We start from the raw sequence: 14,506 nt of genomic DNA on the forward strand, positions 1-14,506 counted from the left end.
TAAGGTTGTAAAGATAGATGATTAAACCTTTAGATGTATTCATTGCCGGCGAAGTCATGGATTTGTGTGTGCCAACAGAAGAGTTTGCTCGCGACTCTAATTGGTACAAGTGGTTTAATGATAAAAAAATAACTCGCTATCTGGATCAAGGCGTTTTTCCTAATACTCCCGCAGGGCAGGTGGCCTTTTTCACCCAACAACACCAAGAGCGTTTAATTCTTATTGTTGCTAATAAACAGGGTGAGTACATGGGGGTGGTATCGCTTTCATGTATCGACTTGGTAAAAAAGCACTGTGTTATTGCACTAGTGGTTGACAGCAAAGTAGACAAACGAAACTCTCCCTTTATTGCGCTAGAAGCGATAGCGAGAATTTCGGAACATGCCTTTGAGTACTTAGGTATTACGCGCATTGAAGCTGGCCAGCATATCGATTTGACCGGTTGGCAGCAACGCATGGAACTAGTGGGTTATAAATTTGAAGGTATTCATCGAAACAAATTTGTCAAAGGGATGGAAGTTACGAATGAAGCTACTATCGCTTGTTTACTCGAAGACTATCACTATATTTCAAAGTTCCGTGGCGGGTTATGGGATTCGGCAGAGAAGATGAAAACGCGATATAAAAATCTTCCCCAAAAGGCGTTTATGGATTTGTATAACGAGTTTTATCGTGAAAACTCTGATTATTACGAGCAGCTATTTAGCAACTAGCATGTAATAAAACAAGAGATCATTAAATTTAGTTAGTCGGCTCATTTCTGGTTTGGTAGTTGCTAGAAGTTGGTATTCAGTGTCAAATTACCGCCTATGGAGAGGTCAATTATGTCTGACGTTAATCTTGAAGAGAATTTACTTGAAGTAGAAGGTGAGATATACAATATCAAACCGGGGGCTGATAAAGCTGTTGTTAAATATTTTGGCGAAGACCATGGCTATCGAAGCGCCGCCGAAAAAGCCCAAGCAAAATTCGAACGAGAGACAATCGACACGACACTTGTTAAAGATCATATCAAGTGTATTCCTAATCTGTTACCTGCAGAGCTATGCCAATCGTTAATCGAGGAGTTTGAAGGCGACCCTGAGGGCATACAGCACGAAAGCGTTGCTGAATTATTATTAACCCAAGTGTTCACGGATGAAATTGACGCTCATATTCGTTCATATTTTGGCAGTGAATACTGTGTTTTTTGGTGGTCTATTTATAAAATCGAAAGTACGGATGAAGAAACGGGATATTCAACTAAGTGGCACTGTGATGGTGGGCCCGAGAAGCATTTAAAGGTTATCACCTACTTAAATGGTTTTGATGAACATGGCAGTGACACCGCATATCTTGATAAAGAAGCGACAGATAAGTTAAAAGAAGTCGGTTACATTTTTGCAAGTGTTGAAAAACGCTCTCTTAACATTGAACCGTTATGCAAAAAGTTAAATGTCGACTACCAGCCAATGGGCGTGAAGCCCGCTGCTGGTGATACTATTATCTTCAATCCATTTGAAATCGCCCATCGTGCAAAAACACCTGTACCAGGCAAGCCTAGATATGCGTTGAACTTTTGCCTTGTTCCTAGTGAAATTCATTGGAAAACTGTTGCAGAACAATACTACTTTCCTGCATACGATTGTCAGGACTTTAGAAAGTTTGCGCCAATTGTGAAAAAGATCACAAAAGACCAAGCGTTAGACCTCAATTACGTTGAAGTGGGCTTGAACTTTCAGGTTGAAAACCTTCAACATGCGCGGTTTATTATTGAAAATGTAATCAAGACACCTAAGCCAGCGTGGCTACTTGTAAACTACCTTGAAAGAAATGATCCAACACTTGTTTCAATTACCAGTATTTTCGACCTTTTAAGGTTCATTAAAAAAGTCGCTTTAGAGCAGTTGCATTGGGAGAAATTTTTACAAGCAGAGTGGCTTGATGCATTAAAAGATATTAGTAGCTTTGAGCAAAACTTTAATGACTCAAGAAGCCGATATAGCCAAGCCGACAAGCCAAATCCAAATGCGATATTCTGGCCAAGTCCAGTGCATGAAAAGTATCCTCAGTCAAAATTTGAGATTCTGCCCTATGTGCGCAAAGAGCCAATTATGGATTTAGATACACCGATAGGCTCGGCGGGCAGTTGTTTCGCATTTGAAATCGCTAAGTACTTTCAGACTCAAGGTTACAATTACGTCATTAGTGAGCGTAATGACGACCCTAACTCTGGCGTGTTTGTTGACGGTTACCAACCTGGTGATGAATTAGTAAAATTCTGTGCAAACTATGGGATTATGTTTAATTCACCAAGCTTTACACAGCTAGCTGAAAAAGCATTTGGGCATCGAGAATTCAGCAAGCTTCTATTCCAAAATGAAACGGGTTACTTTTTAGATCCCTACCGAGAAGGGGTTGTGTTTTCGAGTAAAGAAGCTTATTTCGCTGATTATGACAAGCATATTGCCGCGTTAAGAGATACTTTCTTAAGCTGTAAGGTATTTGTCTTAACGATGGGGCTGAACGAATGTTGGCAGCTCACTGACAGTACATTCATGTCACGTAATCCAAGAGAAAATATGTTTCACTTGGTTAAGCATAGGACCCTTACTGTACAAGAAAATGTTGACTATATTCAGCGTTTCTTCGACATTATTAAAGCTCATAATCCAGACTTTAAACTCATTATTAGTGTTTCACCTATTCCGTTTTTAGCAACGGGTAGGGCTGAAGAACAGCATATTATTAGCGCAAATTGTCACTCTAAGTCAGTGTTAAGAGTTGCTGCGGATGAACTTGTTAATAACAACGAAGATATGTATTACCTACCGAGTTATGAGCTTGTGACTGAGTGTATTGAAGATGCTTGGGATATAGATCATCGCCACGTCAAATCTGAAACGGTAGAAAAAGTAGTGGCTATGTTTAAAGAGATATTTGTTCGCTAATTAAACCAACCGAAGTGGAGTTGCTGTTGATTATGGCGACTCCACTATAGTTTAGTAACAAACAACAGTCGTTACTATAATCGTAAATATTCGCTAATTTTCACTAATAATCCAAAAAGCCTTTCCTCACTTTTCTGCCCAGCATACCGGCTCTAACGTACTGTCTAAGTAGCGGGTGCGCGCGATATTTAGGGTCACCCGTTTCCGCGTACAAAGTTTCCATAATCGACAAACAAACATCGGTTCCGATAAGATCTGCCAGCGCTAGTGGTCCAATAGGGTGATTGGCACCATACTTCATCGCCTTGTCGATATCATCTCGACTTGCTACCCCTTCAGATAAGATTGCAACCGCTTCGTTGATCATCGGAATTAACATCCGATTGACGATGAAGCCGGGCGATTCGTTGACCGTTACTGGCGTTTTATCGAGGGTTTCAACTAGGGCTAGTGACTTGCTAAGTGTTTGCTCTGAGGTGACTAACCCTTTGACCAGTTCCACTAGTTTCATCATGGATGTCGGGTGAAAGAAATGGATACCAATAAAGTTTTCGGGCTTTTCGATATTCATCGCTAGTGCCGTAATCGAGAGTGAAGAGGTGTTGGTTGCGACAATCGCATCATGCGGCACAAGCGCTGACAATTTTTTGAAAATATCAGCTTTGATTGAGAAATCTTCGACAACAGCTTCAATGTATAAATCACAACCACCTAGTGCACTAATGTCATCTGAGAAGGTTACTTTTTCCAGCAGGGTCTCTAATACCTCTTTGGAGAGCGAGTTTTTTCTGGCAAAACGAGAAACTTCCTTTTTGACCTTAGCAAAACTAGCCTCAACAGACGCGAGATTGCGTCCCCACCAAATAAGGCTGTCAACTTGTTCAGACTGAATGAATAGTGACGCGATGCCACTTCCCATTACACCAGCACCCAAGACACAAACTTTCATTATTTTGTTTCCTATTGTTATTCTATGATTTATTTTCTAGTCTTCGCTAAACAAGCAAACTTGAACTCGATCGCAAGTGCTGCCATCGAGCAAGTAGTGGGCTCTTAATACGCCATCATGTATAAAGCCTGCCTTTAAAAACGCATTGGTACTGCCAATGTTGGGCTCATATGCACCAGCGCAAAGTTTGCGTAGCCCGAGTTGCTTCAAGCCATATTGACTAATCAATTTAATGGCTTGGCTAGCATAACCTTTCCCCCAGCAGCTTTTCTCACCAATAAATAGGCTGATATCACCGTAGCCGTGATGACTATTGACTGCGCCAAGCTTAATATTGCCAATATGCTGTCCCGTCGCTGACAGCCTGATAGTAAACAAGTGCTCGTTAGGGTTAACGTTAATATTGTCAATAAAAGCATTAACAGAAGCTAAGGTTTGCACCATAAAGCGTGTTTCAAGGTAGCGGTTCACCATAGGATCGTTGAGCCAGCTAACGTATTGCTCTGTGGCGTCATCCTTGGTTATTTGTTGCAGATAAATATCTGGTATGGTTTCGTCTACTAGTTTTAGTAATGTCGACGCCATTTAGGATTTCTCCATTAACAAGCCGTTTTTCTGCCACAGGGATAGGTAATCAAAAATCTCTTTTACCGGCAGTTGATATTTCAGGGCTAAATCAAACACTGACATATTGTCTTCAATTTCACGTGGTAAGCAGTTCATTAACTTATTCCAACGGCCGCTCAGCGAGTTGTAGTCTACGCCTGAGTCATCAACAGGCGGTACTGATTTGTATAAGCCATAAGCAGACAAGCAAACTAGACCGGTAAAGTTTACGGTATAGCGACGGTTGTATTCCAAGTGTTCGATAAGCGCTAATGTTGTGGCAACTGTGTCAGATAATGCTGTTTCATCCAATCTATCAGGTGTATCTAAGTCTGTGTGATACTCTGGGAAAGGCCAGCGTGTTAGTGAAATAGTAGGGATGTTGTATGGCGGCGCCTCAAAAACCGTTTCATCATTGCCATAAATAGCGCGAAAATCCCCTTGCTCAAATTCCTGGTAGCGGCTTTGCATGGCAAACTCTGCAGCTTTATCAATATCATCGACACCAGTGTAGCTATGTTGGAGCTTCAAGCTGGCAGAGTTGCCAACTGATTTAAACAATACACAGCCAACAATTTTATGGCGTTCAGCTTCTGATAACGCATTTAACCAGAACATCGGGCCGTGCAGCTCTGGAGCGATAATCACACGATAGCTAAATTTTCGCCTTTTAAGTTTCAGCAGCGCTTGCATAACCCTAATCGCGACAGCGCAACCGGATATGTCATCGTTAGCTTGAAAAGGGTGACAGTTGTGCCCGTTAAGCACAATGGTTTGCTCACTCTCACCAGGTAAGTAAAAGTCCAAGACTTTCATGGTACCCGGCGTCGAGTCTGTAATTAGTTCAACGCGGTAGTTTGCTTCCGTTAAGGATTGACGAAGCTTATCCGGTATACAAATGGCCCAGTCTCGTTCAAGCGGGCGATAGAGGTTTTGCCAATGGTATGGAGTGGCATCAGGTTGATTCGGATCACTCACTAAGTGTTTTTGCAATTGCGTAAGCGATATCTCTCCAGAGAATGACGGCGACAAAATGCCAACACCTAATGGTGATAACGCGGCATCGTAGACCACTTGGTCTTGGCAAAATATCTTGGCTTGTTGAACTTGCCATGCATGTGGAATATGCCAACCATTTAAACTCTGTCCAGAGTCATATTCATGAATGGTAAAGTCGAGTTCTTCCAAGTAAGCTGAAATGGCTTTATCGTTGCCAGCACCCGTAATTGAGTAGGCGAATGGATAGAGTTTTTCAACTAAGCTAATCACATCGTATTCATTGTACTGAGAGTCGTTCACATTTAATCCTTAAAACCTTCAGCGGTTAACACCACTTGATATTGCATCGCTTGGTCCAATACCGATGCAGGCGTGAATAAGCGCATACCCTCTTTAAGCTGCTGGTAAACACTTGGCTCTAAAGCGGTGATTTTTATAAAGCCACCTACGGCAGCTACAACAATCTCATTGTTTAGTTTTCTGATAATGACACCTGCGGCAAAAGGGTGCATTGGTGGATGCTCTAGTTCGATACTTTCAACTTCTGTGATACGCAACTCTTGTTGATTGGCAAAAGTTGCAGCGCCGACATAAGGAGCGCTAAATGCGCGACAAAAACTGATGATTTCATCATAGTGCCACTGCCAATTGATATAAGCTTGCTTGTCTGTTCTTAGGCGCGGTAAGTAAACCCGATTTTTATTCGTGTCACGATAATTTTGTGACATAAAAGCTTTACCATTTTTAAAGTCAATGGCGAGCTGTTCAATAAAAACTAAGCCTTGCTCAATGTTTTCAATAAAGTAGTCGTCAGGTGTTTTGGCTGATGTACTTATCTCAAATTGGTGCTTGGCAATAATAGCTCCTTGATCGAGCTGCTCAGTGATCATTTGTAAAACACAGCCACCTTCACGGTTTTGGTTGAGAATTTGCCATGTGTAGTGAGCGCCACCTAAATAATGAGGTATCGGAATAGGGTTGATGTTGTACATGCCGTATTCGAAAGCATGAATGACATGTTGTTTAAATACCCATGCAGGCCCATAGCATATGGCCATCGACCCACTAGGGATGTATTGCGCTAACTCGCTAGAAGTAAGTTGGTTGATATCTGGAATAAGGCTGAAATGAATGTCGTTTTGAGCAAGATATTCGCCTAACGTTGCTTTGGTGCCAATTAATGGTTCATCAATATGGCGCGGTGCGATAATGGCATTAACTTCAAAACCTTGCTTGGCAAAAATTAATGCGCTTTCTGCCATTAAGTTGCCACCACCGATCAAAGTAATGCTAGCAACTTGGTTAAAGTGAAGGTTTGTTGACATATTAAACCTGCTTAAATGCTAAGTTGTAGTTAGTTAAGTAGTTCTTGGCTCTAATCGGGTTGCTATCAGAAAAGTTAAATAAGCTGCCGCAACCTAATGCGCTGACGCCCGTTTCAACAAAAGCTTGTTTTAGGTGCTGGTAATCCCCCGAGCCGCTGCAGCCAATCACGGGGACTTTGCTTATCGCGACCACTTGGTTCAGCAATTCGAGATCAAAGCCTGACATCATGCCATCGTGATCAATCGATTGGATCATAAATTCACCAGCGCCGGCTTGCTGACATGTATTAATGTGCTGTTCGAGAGAAATCGATTCTGCCTGTTGGCCACAATGTGAGTATAAAACGTGCTGACTATCTTGATGTTTAGTGTCAATACTGACAATAACAGCTTGTCTACCAAACTTATCGGCAATTTGTGTAATGAGCTCAGGGGTAGAATACGCAGCGCTATTGACGATAATTTTATCGGCTCCTTGATTGATCAAGTACGCCGCGTCATCAAAACGGTTGATGCCACCACCAACAGAGAGTGGCATAAAGCTGACCTTTGCGATTTCAGGAATCAACTCAGCTAACTGGTCGATACTGCGGCTATGTCGAGCAATATTTAATAAAACCAACTCGTCAGTATATTGTGAGTTATAAACACTCGCACTTTTTACTGGGTCACCAACATCACGCCAACTGTCAAACTGCACGGTTTTAACTAGTCGTTCATCGAGCAGCAGCATCAAGGGAATAATTCGTTTCTTTAACATCAAATTGGCTCAATAGAGTTACGCATTTAGATTTTGATCAACTTGGTTTTGACTAGCTTTATCTGGCTGCCAAACACCATCCCACTCACAGAAATTTTCTAGCAGTTGCATGCCATTCTTTTGGCTTTTTTCTGGGTGAAATTGCACGCCAACAACATTATCCTTGGCGACTATGCAAACCAGAGAGTGCTGGTAATCTGTAGTTGCTAAAACATGTTCGCTGCGCTGACATTGCATATGGTAGCTGTGCACAAAATAGAAATCGCGTAGGTTTTTAATATTCTCAAAAATGGGATGTTTTTGGGCAATTTTTGCTTCATTCCAACCAACATGAGGCACAGGTAAACTAACAGTATCTGCGATAGGAAGTACTTGAGCAGGGATGATATCAAGTCCCTGTGCTTGCTTTTCATCGCCTACGACTTCACGACTAAATGAAGCTAGTAGTTGCATACCTAAGCAAATGCCTAAGGTTGGCTTACCTTCAGCAATAAGGTTTTTAATTGCTCGGTCAAAGCCACTGTCTGCCAACATTTGGGAAACCGCGCTAAAGTTTCCTACCCCCGGCATAATAAAGTGACTGAGTTCACTTAATTGCTCTGGTTCGTTTACTAAAATCGGATCGTAGCCATTTTCATAAATGGCGTTATACACTGATTGGATATTACCTAGCCCAATATCTAAGATCCCAATCATATTTACTCAGCTACCTTAGTTTTAAAGATAATACCTTTGTCTTGCTCGTCTTCACGATACCAGCGATCAAAGTCATGGGTTTTAGGGGCATACTCCATGTTATCAAAGTCGGGTTTGAAAGGTGGTACAACTGTTTTGGCAACAATATGGTTGAATTGGTCTTCAGTAATGCCCAAGTAATCTAAAAATAGTGTAAGTGACGGTGGTTTTTTGCCCTCATACTCAGCTACTAATTTATCACCATATTCTTTACTAATGCGCTCATTTCGTAGATCTAATGCCACCATTTGACTAACGCGACTGTAGCCACGTTTAAGGTATTTAATATAATCGCGCATTCCTTGCATTGAACACTCTATTTTTTCATAAGAATATTCATCCCAAGGCATACCTTCTACTTGGTCTCCTTGCCAGCCTAACTCTTCTTGAATGAGCTTAGTATTTGCTTTTACATCCCAAGGTATAAAGGAGCCTAAGCATACCGACTGATATTTTAAGCGTTTTAAATCACGTAGCGGTGGGTAAGTATATGGCGTAAGCTCGCGCGGATCGCACTGATAGTCATCTTTGATCATGCCGTACATGTCTTCAGCGGTGATCCCCAAATTAATGTAGCGATTAAAGCGAGTCTCGTCGACACATTCAATTTCTTCATCTTGGTAATCGTAGTAAGCAGTGTACTCCGATGATGGTTCGCCCCAGAAAATCAGAGGAACTTGGTACTTGAGGGCGACGTGCATAGGGTAGGCGAAAATGCCTGTGTGACAATGCCAGCAAAAGTCACCTTTTCGCACTAAGGTTTCTAACATTAGGCGTTTGACTAACTTCCAATTAGGAGTAAATGAAATTACATCGACCCCTAATTTTTTAAACGTGCGGAGATTGTTTTCCATTAAGGTATCGCGCATAAAGCCGTGGTTAAATTGAACCACTAATGGCCTAACATTAAATTTCTTAACTAAATACCACAGGGTGTAGGTAGAGTCTTTACCACCAGAAAAGGGAACAATACAATCATACTCATATTTGCCACGATGCTTTTCGATCAGCTCGGCCAGCATTTCAGCACGTTTTTGCCAATTAATTTTTTCGTCTTTGAAGTCTTTTTGGCGACAGATGTTACATACACCATTTTCATCAAATTCAATCGTTTCGTATGTTTCGGGTAAGTTACAAACGCTACATTTTTGCATGTAGTTAAGTCCTTAGCATGGTTTGAGTATCACTGATATGATCAGCATGATAAATTCTTTGTGATAAAAGCAAAAGCAAATAAAATGCCAAACGAATATAGGCATTGTTGTATGGGTAAATAAGTGACAAAAACTCTGTTTTTAGGGCCAAAAGAATCAAATATTCTGGCTTGGCTCGAGCGCCAAGGGGAATGCGTTGAACAAACCTCTGAAAAGTTATCGTTAACTTGGCTGAAAAGCCAAAAGTTCGACTTTCTTGTCAGCTATGGTTATCGACATATTCTAATGCCTGAGGTACTCGCCTTTTTTCCTCAGCGTGCGATTAATCTTCATATTTCTTACTTACCTTGGAATCGAGGTGCCGATCCAAATTTTTGGAGCTTTTTCGACAACACTCCAAAAGGCGTCACTATACATTATATTGACCAAGGGCTTGATACTGGCAATATCATTGCGCAACAACAGCTTGAGTTTAATGTTGACACCGAAACATTGGCTAGTTCATACGACAAATTGTGCGCGTCTATTGAAGCTTTATTCACCGAATATTGGCTTTCAATCAAATCGCTTTCTTGCCCAAACATTCCGCAAGCGGGTACTGGCTCCTACCATGCCGCTAAAGATTTAGCCGTGCATAAACCGTTACTGACTAAAGGCTGGGATACACAGATTAAACCTATAATGGAAGCTGGGCTTGAAGCCAAACGTTAAAGCTCGTAGCCGTCAATATCTTGCCAACTCACGGGGCTTCCACGTTCAATAGCTTTATTCACTTTTTTGCCAATTAACTGCTCAAAATATTTGGGGGCTAGGCCGTAGCCTGGCCGTATTCGGCGAATGTGCTCTGTACTTATTTCTTCTCCTTTCGCCAAGTCTTTGACAAAATAAATAGATCGCCTAAATTTGATACTACTCTCTTCAGCAGGCTTTCGCTCATAACCAGCGTGACCTATTGCTTGGTGTGCCGCTTGGGTTTCTGTCACTAAACGTGCTAACTCATCAGGCTCAATCGAAAATTCTGAATCAGGGCCTTTTAGGTTGCGATCTAAAATGAAGTGCTTTTCAATTAGACATGCACCTAAAGCTATCGCACTAACCGAAGCAACAGTGCCAAGCGTATGGTCAGATAAACCAGAAAGCACATCAAAGCGTTCGCTAATATCAGCGATGGTCGCAAGGTTGGCTTGATCATAAGGGGCAGGGTAGGCACTTATGCAGTGAAGCACGACTAAATCATTGCAACCATTGTTTTTGGCCGTAGCTATCGCTTCTTCAATTTCACTCACGTTAGCCATGCCCGTTGAAATAATCATTGGCTTGCCTGTTTGTGCGACTCGCTTAATCAAAGGCAAATCAGTCATTTCAAATGAAGCTATTTTATAAGCTGGTGTATTTAAACTTTCTAAGAGCTCTACTGCTGTTTCATCAAATGGCGTTGAAAACAGTGTAATACCAACTTCCTTTGCTTTTTTAAACAGCGCCTCATGCCACTCGAATGGTGTGTGTGCCCACTCGTACAAATCATATAGCTGGTAACCGTCCCACAAACCGCCTCTGACTTGAAAGTCTTCTTTATTGCTCTTTATGGTCATGGTTTCAGGGGTGTATGTCTGAATTTTTATCGCATCTGCCCCTGCCTGCGCTGCGGCTTCAATGGTAGCAAGTGCTGCCGTTAAGTCGCCGTTGTGATTAGCCGAAAGTTCAGCAATGATATACGGCTTATAAGCAGGACCAATTTTTTTACCATCGATTACAATGTAGTCTTTATGTGATGTCATAGTTGTTTCAATTCGATGAGTTGTCTAAGAGAATGCGTTTTACTAGACGATTTGCACCTAATCCGTCGCAGACACTAACGCAGTTGTTAATCATTTGAATAAGTTGACTGTCGGTTAACGCTGCCAATCGCTCAATTAAAAGTGTATCTAGCTCTGTCGCTTCAAAACTCTGCACTGCTCCTGCTCTAGTAAGTGCTTTGGCTATCTCTATTTGGTTTCGCGCTTGCACTATAAGTAAACTTGGCAAACCTAGCGCACAACGCTCCCATGAAGTAGCTCCTGCAGCGCCTATCGCAAGGTCAGCGTTTAACATCAGCTGGGCAATATTTTTAGGTGCAACGTGCAGAGTAAATTGAAGATGGTTTTCACAATAGTCTTTTACTTCTTCGATATGCTTGGCACTTGAGCCAAGAATAATATCGACATAGTAGCGATTCGATTGAGCCGACAGTAATTTTAGAGTTTGTAAAGACAGGTTGTCTGGGTCGGTGCCACCAAACATGATCAGTAAGCGTCGCTGCTCTTGGTTAGCGTTTAGCTGAGCAATTCGCTTATCAACTAATTGGTGTTGATTCAGACCAAACCTCGCCTCTACATTAAACTCAGGCCTTAACATTGCGTAATCTGTGCCTAGCTGCAGTTGGCAATGCAATGGTACTTTATTTTTGTATTTAGCTGTTGAACACTGAAATGTTTGATCAATTAAATAGTCGCAGTCATGCTGGCGATCGCCTAGATCGTCAATCACTACGATGTTATCGGTTACCCGTCTAACTGCTTTGTGCCACAGACAGTCAATAGCATAGTGATCGATTACGATAAAGTCGAAATGTTTGGGAACAACAGTTGCCTCTGCTATTGGTTGGCCCATTAGCATTAAAAATTCTTTTGCGTCTTCATCTTGCGCTGAACCAAGCCATGAACTATGCGCTAAGTGACCTTTATCAACGTTTGACGGTGGTAACATCTCTATTAGGAGGTGGCCTGCATCTAGAATGGCTTTGTTTATGTTGCCCACTGTATTTCGGCAGAAGAAGTAGACATTGGCTGAACACTTTGTTTTTAATGCATTGGCAAGCGTTAGACAGCGCATGATATGGCCAGTGCCCATTTGAGTTGAGGAGTCAGCTCTAATAGCAATATTCATCATCGAAACTAACCTGTTTTTTTGCTATCTGACTTTAAATAATGGCTCAAGTGGTTGGCAGCGTAACTGTTCGATCACTGTCCGATTGGTTATTGCATCTTTTAGCATTGGCAGTACTTCTTGGTAGCGAGCGAGCAGTTCGTCAATATCTGCTTTACTGTGCGAGAGGCTAATATTGTGGCTACCGAAAGTTAAAATACCTCGCGCTAGCATTTCTTGCATAAACAAGGTTTTCAGTTCAAAGCTTGTATAGCCGTTGCTATCAGCAATTTGTAAAAACGACCAAGATGGGTGTCCAGCGGTGCTAACAAAGCTTTGGCATTGATATTCGGTAATCAACCTTTCTAGCCCTTCCAGCAAATATTGACCAGTTTCGGCTAGCTGTTTTGGCACATCTTGGTGGTCAACTTTATCGAGTACCACCTTTGCTGCTGCCAGCGATGCCGTTTCACCGCCAAATGTGCCAGAGAAAAAGACGTCCTCCATCAAATCCATAATATCGCTTTTACCGACAATTGCAGATAAGGGAAAGCCATTGGCTAAGCCCTTACCAAAGGTTGCGAGGTCTGGTGTTACTCCGAACAGCTCCTGCGCACCACCTTTGGCAAAACGACAACCTGTAATCGTTTCGTCGAAAACGAATACGATATTGTGTGCCTTGGCTAGTGCTTGCACTTCTGCTAAATAACCGTCTTTTGGGTATTCAACATTCATTGGCTCCATAATGATTGCAGCAACTTGTCCGTCATATTGCTCAACCAAGTGTTTGAGTGCGTCAATATCATTAAATGGAAAGCTTTTTGTTAGTGCCTGGGTGGCTTCAGGTACACCCAAATTGCGAGCCGTAGAACCAATATACCAATCTTGCCAGCCGTGATAACCACACACTAACACCATGTCTTTGCCTGTGTAGGCGCGTGCAAGTCGAATTGCAGCTGAGGTGGCGTCAGATCCGTTTTTTCCAAAACGTACCTTTTCAGCACATGGAATAAGTTCTACTAACTTTTCTGCAACTTCAACTTCTAGCTTATGTGGCAGTGAAAAACTAACGCCAGTTTGTATTTGCTCATAAACTGCTTGGGTAACATCATCATCTGCATAACCAAGCGACACACATAACAGCCCATTCATAAAATCGAGGTATTCGTTGCCATCGATATCCCACACTTTCGCGCCTTTACCTTTTTCAAGGTAAAGTGGTGCTGCCCCAACTGGGAATTGCGTTTTACTTTTGCTAAAGGTTTGTGAACCAAGCGGAATGGTTTGTTCGGCGCGTGCCAGCCATTTTTCGGAGGCAGAGTAGTCTCGTGGAGTATACTTATTCATATTAATCTACATCTACACGACATGCTTTTTTATCGTGTTTGTCTTGGTTAAGCGAGGCTAAATAGCCCTCATTTCGAGTGATATTTTGGTTTAGAGTTAAGAGCTTAGGCTGCTGCGACAACAACTCATATATTTGCTCGCTGCTGAAATACTGGCTATTTTCGCCAAGTTCTTGATAAATAGTTTTCACTAACTCGAAATCGTTTGGCTCGTCTACGGTTAGGCGGTAATGTGAATAGTCTATTGGTGATTCAAAATTGCCCTTTTTTACTGCAAGTGTGTTGCGAATATAAGGAGTAACATGCTCGAGATCTGATGGCAGATTCGCTTGTTGCCAGGCTAAGCGCAATTGATTCATATTGAATACTTCGACGTCGAAGCCATCGGGAAATGTTGGTGGTTCTACGTTTGATGTGTAGTCATTGCCTTGTGATAGGTGCATCGAAATAACTTGATCAATAATATCGGCATCGGCAAGTGGACAGTCTCCTGTTAGTCGCACAACAATATCGGCTTGATATTCAGTTGCCGCGCAATAAAACCTGTCAAGCACATTATCTAAACTGCCCCTAAAACAGGCGATATCTAATTGCTGACATAAGCTCGCAATTGGCTCATCTTCATTTTTAGCTGATGTTGCTACAACTATGGTGTCGATTTTACTGCTTCGCTCGATACGCTCTAGCTGGTGAGCAAGCATAGGCTTGCCAAGGATAGGCTTTAGCACTTTACCGGGGAGTCGGCTTGAGCTCATTCTTGCTTGTAAAATTGCAACAACTTTCATGAGATTCCTACTA

Annotated in this window: 14 protein-coding genes; 3 read left to right on the forward strand and 11 right to left on the reverse strand. The window is 42.0% G+C overall.

Features of this window, described 5'->3' with window-relative positions; translation table 11 throughout:
* The first annotated feature begins 17 nt into the window (after positions 1 to 17).
* Positions 18 to 713, forward strand: a complete 696-nt coding sequence (locus ACSLUR_RS04070) for a GNAT family N-acetyltransferase (RefSeq protein WP_116014511.1) — start codon at positions 18 to 20, stop codon at positions 711 to 713.
* A gap of 111 nt (positions 714 to 824) precedes the next feature.
* Positions 825 to 2,930 carry a GSCFA domain-containing protein gene (locus ACSLUR_RS04075; protein ID WP_448552034.1) on the forward strand — a complete coding sequence of 702 codons (2,106 nt, stop codon included), beginning with the start codon at positions 825 to 827 and terminating at the stop codon, positions 2,928 to 2,930.
* 103 nt (positions 2,931 to 3,033) lie between these two features.
* On the opposite strand, the gene ACSLUR_RS04080 is transcribed toward ACSLUR_RS04075, so the two are convergent.
* Genes ACSLUR_RS04080 through ACSLUR_RS04110 form a run of 7 tightly spaced genes read right to left on the reverse strand, consistent with a single transcriptional unit; the run spans position 3,034 to position 9,458 of the window.
* A complete protein-coding gene (locus ACSLUR_RS04080; RefSeq protein WP_448552035.1) occupies positions 3,034 to 3,879 on the reverse strand; it encodes a 3-hydroxyacyl-CoA dehydrogenase family protein in 846 nt (281 codons plus the stop codon).
* A gap of 36 nt (positions 3,880 to 3,915) precedes the next feature.
* Positions 3,916 to 4,464: a GNAT family N-acetyltransferase gene (locus ACSLUR_RS04085; RefSeq protein ID WP_448552038.1), complete on the reverse strand. Its 549-nt coding sequence runs from the start codon at positions 4,462 to 4,464 to the stop codon at positions 3,916 to 3,918.
* A complete protein-coding gene (locus tag ACSLUR_RS04090) occupies positions 4,465 to 5,784 on the reverse strand; it encodes a DUF4910 domain-containing protein (RefSeq protein WP_448552039.1) in 1,320 nt (439 codons plus the stop codon). It lies immediately after the preceding gene.
* Positions 5,785 to 5,786: 2 nt separating this feature from the next.
* On the reverse strand, positions 5,787 to 6,809 hold the full coding sequence (locus ACSLUR_RS04095) for a formyltransferase family protein (RefSeq protein ID WP_448552040.1): 1,023 nt from the start codon (positions 6,807 to 6,809) through the stop codon (positions 5,787 to 5,789).
* A 1-nt stretch (position 6,810) separates the two neighbouring features.
* Positions 6,811 to 7,569 (reverse strand): imidazole glycerol phosphate synthase subunit HisF, encoded by a 759-nt coding sequence (hisF, locus tag ACSLUR_RS04100; RefSeq protein ID WP_448552042.1) that lies wholly within the window; start codon positions 7,567 to 7,569, stop codon positions 6,811 to 6,813.
* A gap of 18 nt (positions 7,570 to 7,587) precedes the next feature.
* On the reverse strand, positions 7,588 to 8,265 hold the full coding sequence (gene hisH, locus ACSLUR_RS04105) for an imidazole glycerol phosphate synthase subunit HisH (RefSeq protein ID WP_448552043.1): 678 nt from the start codon (positions 8,263 to 8,265) through the stop codon (positions 7,588 to 7,590).
* Positions 8,266 to 8,267: 2 nt separating this feature from the next.
* Positions 8,268 to 9,458: an N-acetyl sugar amidotransferase gene (locus ACSLUR_RS04110; RefSeq protein ID WP_448552045.1), complete on the reverse strand. Its 1,191-nt coding sequence runs from the start codon at positions 9,456 to 9,458 to the stop codon at positions 8,268 to 8,270.
* A 123-nt stretch (positions 9,459 to 9,581) separates the two neighbouring features.
* Here ACSLUR_RS04110 and ACSLUR_RS04115 point away from each other — a divergent pair, with 123 nt between their 5' ends.
* Positions 9,582 to 10,169 carry a formyltransferase family protein gene (locus ACSLUR_RS04115; protein ID WP_448552046.1) on the forward strand — a complete coding sequence of 196 codons (588 nt, stop codon included), beginning with the start codon at positions 9,582 to 9,584 and terminating at the stop codon, positions 10,167 to 10,169.
* Here the strand turns inward: ACSLUR_RS04115 and pseI are convergent.
* Genes pseI through ACSLUR_RS04135 form a run of 4 tightly spaced genes read right to left on the reverse strand, consistent with a single transcriptional unit; the run spans position 10,166 to position 14,493 of the window.
* The gene (pseI, locus tag ACSLUR_RS04120) at positions 10,166 to 11,236 is read right to left on the reverse strand and encodes a pseudaminic acid synthase (protein WP_448552047.1); all 1,071 of its coding nucleotides are present in this window, start codon (positions 11,234 to 11,236) and stop codon (positions 10,166 to 10,168) included. The two genes, ACSLUR_RS04115 and pseI, sit on opposite strands and share 4 nt — an antisense overlap.
* 7 nt (positions 11,237 to 11,243) lie before the next feature.
* On the reverse strand, positions 11,244 to 12,386 hold the full coding sequence (gene pseG / locus ACSLUR_RS04125) for a UDP-2,4-diacetamido-2,4,6-trideoxy-beta-L-altropyranose hydrolase (RefSeq protein WP_448552048.1): 1,143 nt from the start codon (positions 12,384 to 12,386) through the stop codon (positions 11,244 to 11,246).
* 21 nt (positions 12,387 to 12,407) lie between these two features.
* Entirely contained in the window at positions 12,408 to 13,709 is a 1,302-nt protein-coding gene (locus ACSLUR_RS04130; protein ID WP_448552049.1) for an aminotransferase class III-fold pyridoxal phosphate-dependent enzyme, read from the reverse strand.
* 1 nt (position 13,710) lies between these two features.
* Positions 13,711 to 14,493: a cytidylyltransferase domain-containing protein gene (locus ACSLUR_RS04135; protein WP_448552051.1), complete on the reverse strand. Its 783-nt coding sequence runs from the start codon at positions 14,491 to 14,493 to the stop codon at positions 13,711 to 13,713.
* Positions 14,494 to 14,506: the final 13 nt, after the last annotated feature.

The sequence above is a fragment of the Thalassotalea montiporae genome (assembly GCF_053485855.1).

Coding starts and splice junctions, on each gene's coding strand:
- ACSLUR_RS04070 (WP_116014511.1), top strand. CDS start 18: ATGATTAAACCTTTAGATGTATTCATTGCCGGCGAAGTCATGGATTTG.
- ACSLUR_RS04075 (WP_448552034.1), top strand. CDS start 825: ATGTCTGACGTTAATCTTGAAGAGAATTTACTTGAAGTAGAAGGTGAG.
- ACSLUR_RS04080 (WP_448552035.1), bottom strand. CDS start 3,879: ATGAAAGTTTGTGTCTTGGGTGCTGGTGTAATGGGAAGTGGCATCGCG.
- ACSLUR_RS04085 (WP_448552038.1), bottom strand. CDS start 4,464: ATGGCGTCGACATTACTAAAACTAGTAGACGAAACCATACCAGATATT.
- ACSLUR_RS04095 (WP_448552040.1), bottom strand. CDS start 6,809: ATGTCAACAAACCTTCACTTTAACCAAGTTGCTAGCATTACTTTGATC.
- hisF (WP_448552042.1), bottom strand. CDS start 7,569: ATGTTAAAGAAACGAATTATTCCCTTGATGCTGCTGCTCGATGAACGA.
- hisH (WP_448552043.1), bottom strand. CDS start 8,265: ATGATTGGGATCTTAGATATTGGGCTAGGTAATATCCAATCAGTGTAT.
- ACSLUR_RS04110 (WP_448552045.1), bottom strand. CDS start 9,458: ATGCAAAAATGTAGCGTTTGTAACTTACCCGAAACATACGAAACGATT.
- pseI (WP_448552047.1), bottom strand. CDS start 11,236: ATGACATCACATAAAGACTACATTGTAATCGATGGTAAAAAAATTGGT.
- pseG (WP_448552048.1), bottom strand. CDS start 12,386: ATGATGAATATTGCTATTAGAGCTGACTCCTCAACTCAAATGGGCACT.
- ACSLUR_RS04130 (WP_448552049.1), bottom strand. CDS start 13,709: ATGAATAAGTATACTCCACGAGACTACTCTGCCTCCGAAAAATGGCTG.
- ACSLUR_RS04135 (WP_448552051.1), bottom strand. CDS start 14,493: ATGAAAGTTGTTGCAATTTTACAAGCAAGAATGAGCTCAAGCCGACTC.